This is a genomic window from Sulfuricurvum sp. RIFCSPLOWO2_12_FULL_43_24 (assembly GCF_001829605.1).
GTDB lineage: Bacteria > Campylobacterota > Campylobacteria > Campylobacterales > Sulfurimonadaceae > Sulfuricurvum.
The window spans coordinates 1-5,150 of sequence record NZ_MIBT01000116.1; the positions used below are offsets into that span (position 1 = coordinate 1).

At 47.6% G+C, this 5,150-nt stretch carries 5 protein-coding genes; all 5 read left to right on the forward strand.

Going from position 1 to position 5,150, the window contains the following annotated elements:
- Nucleotides 1–207: 207 nt before the first annotated feature.
- A complete protein-coding gene (locus tag A3G19_RS10785) occupies nt 208–2,397 on the forward strand; it encodes a TonB-dependent receptor (protein ID WP_294872777.1) in 2,190 nt (729 codons plus the stop codon).
- Nucleotides 2,398–2,406: 9 nt separating this feature from the next.
- Nucleotides 2,407–3,225, forward strand: a complete 819-nt coding sequence (locus A3G19_RS10790; RefSeq protein ID WP_294872779.1) for a hypothetical protein — start codon at nt 2,407–2,409, stop codon at nt 3,223–3,225.
- Nucleotides 3,218–4,219: a 4Fe-4S binding protein gene (locus A3G19_RS10795; RefSeq protein ID WP_294872781.1), complete on the forward strand. Its 1,002-nt coding sequence runs from the start codon at nt 3,218–3,220 to the stop codon at nt 4,217–4,219. Before A3G19_RS10790 ends, A3G19_RS10795 begins: the two co-directional genes overlap by 8 nt.
- A 4-nt stretch (nt 4,220–4,223) precedes the next feature.
- The gene (locus A3G19_RS10800) at nt 4,224–4,871 is read left to right on the forward strand and encodes a sulfite exporter TauE/SafE family protein (protein WP_294872783.1); all 648 of its coding nucleotides are present in this window, start codon (nt 4,224–4,226) and stop codon (nt 4,869–4,871) included.
- Nucleotides 4,868–5,150 (forward strand): hypothetical protein (locus tag A3G19_RS10805; protein ID WP_294872785.1); only part of this gene is annotated, 283 nt, incomplete at its 3' end. The genes A3G19_RS10800 and A3G19_RS10805, both read left to right, overlap by 4 nt.

Consider the following 5,150-nt stretch of genomic DNA (forward strand, 5'->3'; position numbering starts at 1 on the left):
CCCCCTTTCTCTTCGAGCAATTTCAACGCTTCACGTGATTTTGAACATTTCGGGTTATGCCAGATAATCATAAAGTTTCTCCATTTTTTTCCATAATTATAGCTTCTCTTAAAAATATAAATTTAATCTTATTTTATATATTTAACACAAATGTAACACTATTTCTTCATAATCGCACACTTTAATCCTCATATTTAAGGAAGTGCGATGGTCAATACCCGCAAAATCACCCTCAGTCTATTACTATCATCCCTCATGATCAGCTCATGTTTCGGGGCTGAAAACCTTGGAATCATCGGCATTGATTCCACCACGATCGATGACCGATTCCATCCGACCCGTACCGAAGTCTCTTCAACCTCCACTATCGAGGGGAAAAAAGTGGATGAAGCCCATATCGAAAATCTTCAGCAGGTTCTTCAATCCATACCGGGTATTACCAGTGAGATCAAAGCGGGAGATAGTCTCAAAATCCATATTCGCGGGGTAGAAAACCAACGCTACATGGGTGAAAAACCGGGGGTTGCCGTCGTCATCGACGGTGTTCCCGTATTTGAACGAACAGGCTCAGTCAATATCGATCTCGATAACATCGCATCGATCAAAGTGATCAAAGGGGGAGCCTCCTATCTCTTCGGAGACGATGCCCTCGCCGGAGCCGTTATCATTACGACCAAAAAAGGGGCAGTGAGCAAATCAATGCTCTCTTCCGAATTCGGCAGTTTCGGATACCAAAAGCTGTTGGCCGAAACCTCATTTGCCAAAGACTCTTTTAACGGACGGATCCAAATCAGCGAACGCAAAAGCGACGGGTATTGGAAGGATTCAGACTATCTATCACGCTACGCGAACGGAAAACTCCAGTACTATATCGATGATACCAGCGATCTGACATTCGGGCTCGAAGCCTCTCAGCGTGAAAAAGATTCGCACGGTACGGTAGAGGGGATGACGCAGGCACTCACCGATCCGACCAGTGTCGCGGGACGGGACTACTCTCGTATGTACGATGTCGATCTCCTCAAGCTTTTCCTCACCTACGCTAAAGATTTCGGAAACAACTCCAACCTCCTCGTAAACGTATACCAATATGGAGACGATACCCAGTTTGTAAGTTCCCCTCAAAAATACAGCTCTACCGGAACCGCCGTCACCGATTCAGATGCGTATACTACCCTCAACGACTATCACCAAGTTCAACGCGGACTTAAGAGCGAATACCGCGGTAACGCAGACACTCTCGCTTACATGATCGGTGCCGATATCCGTAACAACATCTATGAAAATAAAACCTCTTATCTTGTCGATTTCAGAACCCGTCCTACGCCTCCGACCTACTATGCGGGCACTGTTACCGGGGACAACGAAACGACCGAAGAGGTTTACGCCCCTTATCTCGAAATCAAAGTACCCCTCAGCGAAGCCACGACTCTGACACTCAACGGTCGCTATGACAATATCCGACTGGACTATGACGATCATCTCAATGCACTTTCGCTACAAAAAGATTTTGACGTTTACTCCCACCGTATCGGGGTATCCCATACTCTCAATGAGTCAACCACCCTCTTTTTCAGCCGTTCTACCGGGTTTCGCGCCCCCTCCATCGATCAACTCTTTAACGGATCGATCACCCTCGATTCCAAAGTGCTTAACAACCCCGATCTCAAACCGGAACAAGCAATCAACTATGATTTGGGGATACGAGGAACCCTGCCGGCATTGGAAAACACTCTAACCTACGAAGCAACTTTATTTTTGCTCGATCGAAAAGATTACATCATGTCCTCGATCGGACAATACACGGCCGCAACCACCGCCAACCCGCAAAAATATGAAAATATCGGTGGAATGCGCAGTCAGGGACTAGAGCTCTCTCTCCAAAGCGATCCGAAAAAAACGTTTTCATTTGATCTCGCCTACACCTATTTGGATGCTTATTTTACCCAGTACGACAATTTTTATTTAGGATTGGGGAATCCGTATGTCACATCAGGTCCTACCGCATACACTCAAGTGCATTACGATCTCACCGGAAATGCCGTCCCGCGTACCTCGCATCACACACTCAACCTAACCGGTAATTACAATATTACCCCATCCACCGTACTCAGCACCGAATGGACACTGAAATCGAGTTATTATGCCGATGAACTCAATCAGCTCAAAATGCCGGGGTACGGTGTGTTCAACCTCCTTGCTAAACACAGTGAAACATGGGGAGATTTTACGTTTGATCTGTTTGCCCGTATCGACAACGTGTTTAATAAATTCTACTTTAACACGGCGCGCAGCAGTAACGATCGTGATTACAACAAAATCTATAATCAAGAAGATCTCTCCCTTACTGTCAATCCGGGTCGCGTTTATACCGCCGGACTTTCGGTCAAATTCTAAGGATTGAGGATGAAAAAAACAATTTTAGCTCTCCTCAGTGCCGCCACCCTCTGGGGGTATGGCGATGGAGCGATCTATTGGACACCGCACGGATGCGATGATGGGAAAAAAACCGCTTCCAAACATGGAGCTCACGCCAAGGGAGAGAGTGCTATGTTTGCTCTCATGAACACGGAAGCGAACGCTTCGGTATACCTCATCCTCCCTGATCTCTCCGAAAAGCCACTCTCATTTAAACAGAATACCGTGATGCTCCCCAAACCGCCTATGGGGGGCTATTATGCGATGGTAACAGAAGGAAAAGATGCCAACGAAACCTTTAGTGCTATCCGCTATCTCAGCCTCCACGGTCGCCCCTGCAAAATCTCTCCGACGAAGCTCACCACGTTGCCTAAAACCGATTTGGAGATTATCCCCGATCCCCTTCACCGTGAGCATGACCGCTATACGGCATCAAAGTCATACCATTTTCTCCTCCATTTTCAGGGAAGCCCGCTCATAAACACCGCCGTTACGTTAGAGACGCATGATACTCCGGCTCACACCTATACGACGGATCAAACGGGGGCATTTTCGATCACCCTCCCGAACGATTTTAAAAATGTTAAAGTAGGACGTAGCGAGAACAAACCTTCCGAATTTCTCCTAACAACGCAATATCATGACGGTGAACACCTCTATAAAAGCACTCTGAGTATGCCCTATTCACTTAATCCCAATGACTATTGGCAATCGCAATCCTATGGAGCTGGAGCCATTTTTATAGGTTTTTTAGGGGGATTATTCCTCTATCGCCGTAGCAAAAAAACAGGAGTTACCCGTGGATAAACTATTGACCGTTACAGCCCTTCGACGAGTTGTTCAACTCACTGCCTTTGCCTTTTTCGTCTACGGTGCAATGATTTTTACCACCTTCTACACGGGAGACAAACTAACTCAAAACCTCCCTGCCCTCTCATGTGCTTACGATCAGAGCGGGGGAGATTTTTGTGCACTGATCCCGCTCCAACATCAGATGGATCACCGTGTTTCCACCCTCTTTACAGAGAATGCAGGGATGATGGAAGCGCTGATGGGGACGCTGATTACGATCGGAACCGTCGCGGTTTTAATCCTTATCCTCAATAAAGCGTTTTGCGGGTGGCTCTGTCCTCTTGGATTTTTCCAAGAGACAATAGGGCTCATCGGAACCAAACTGGGGCTCACCCAACTGGGGAGTTTAACGCGCGAAACGGTGAACAAAATCCGACCGATCAAATGGTTTATTTTCCTCTTTTTAGTCCTTATCTTACCGTTTCTAACAGGGATCGGATTTCTGGGACACGAGTGGGGAAATCCCTACTGTTCTATCTGCCCGAGCCGCATCATGACCACCGCTATGACCGGCGATATGAATCAAATCTATATCTCTCAGGCAAATACGGGGTATTTCATCCTCTCTCTCATTGCCGATTTGCTGTTTGGTTTAATGGTCGCCCTCGCCCTTTTCGTCCGCCAGCCGTTTTGCCGTATCTGCCCAATCTTGCCGATGCAAACCTTGTTCAAAAAAATCGGTCTTTTACGCCTCGTTAAAAACGGCAATTCGCACTGCGACAGCTGTTCAAGCTGTGTCAAAGCGTGTCCGATGGATATCTACGAGATTCAAAATCAAGCCGAAAATAAAAATATCACCCACTCTGATTGTACCCTCTGCGGCCGATGTGTCGAGTTTTGCCCGCATGATGGGGTGATGAACTTCAAATACGGTCCGATTACAATCCTCTCTTCCTCCAAAGAGGGGTTCAAAAAGCGAACCAAAATCGATAAATGGTGGAAAGCATAAATCGATGGAAGCAATGACCCTTTTTTCACTCTTTATTGTCGCCCTCTCGTACGGAGCAACCGCGTGTATGCTCACCTGTATGCCGCTCTTATCGCCGATCCTTTTGGCTAACAGCGCTACACGGCAACAAAGTTTGAAAATTCTCCTCCCCATCAGCCTGGGGCGGATCAGCGGCTATATTTTTCTCTCCCTCATCGCTTATCTCGGAGCGACTATGATTAAGACCCTCATCAGCGATACCGCCTTGATGGGGTATCTGCTCGGCAGTGTTACCCTCATCCTCGCAGGACGGTTATGGTTTTCATTGAGAGATTCGGCGTCTTGCTGCAACGCTGCACCCAACACCCTGCAGGGGAACATCGCGCTGTTTATCACCGGAGCTCTTTTATCCATGTCGATATGCGCCCCCGTTATCACCATGATGACACTGAGCGCCACCAGCACCTCTGTTCTGTGGGCGATTGCGTATGGCCTAGCCTTCGGATTGGGTGCGACACTGTTGTGGTTTCTCTTTTTTTCGGTCGTTCTCACCCAGATACTCAAAGAGAGTCTTAAACATCTCTCGTACTATCGGAATGCGTTACAACATATTGCCCCGCTGCTCCTCGCAGTTGTCGGCATAGCAATTTTTAAAGGATGGATACACTTATGATGACAACCGCGCGCAAATCGTTTCTCGTTTCACTCGCCTTTCATGCCCTTATGGGGTCATTGGCATTTGTCGCCTTAATCCAAATGCGCACTCCGCCGCCGATGGTCAAGATACCGTTAAAACATTTAAGCATTGTCTCCCTTACCAAACCGACTCCGCACCTATCCGCACCGATTCCCGTAGCAGTGCCGCAACCCTCTATCCCAACGAAACCGATCACGGCACAACCGATTATTCCGACAAAAGCCCTATCCCAACCCGTACAAACACAACCGACAC

Excerpts from the sequence above, each read along its gene's own strand:
- A3G19_RS10785 (WP_294872777.1), top strand. The coding sequence starts at position 208 with ATGGTCAATACCCGCAAAATCACCCTCAGTCTATTACTATCATCCCTC.
- A3G19_RS10790 (WP_294872779.1), top strand. The coding sequence starts at position 2,407 with ATGAAAAAAACAATTTTAGCTCTCCTCAGTGCCGCCACCCTCTGGGGG.
- A3G19_RS10800 (WP_294872783.1), top strand. The coding sequence starts at position 4,224 with ATGGAAGCAATGACCCTTTTTTCACTCTTTATTGTCGCCCTCTCGTAC.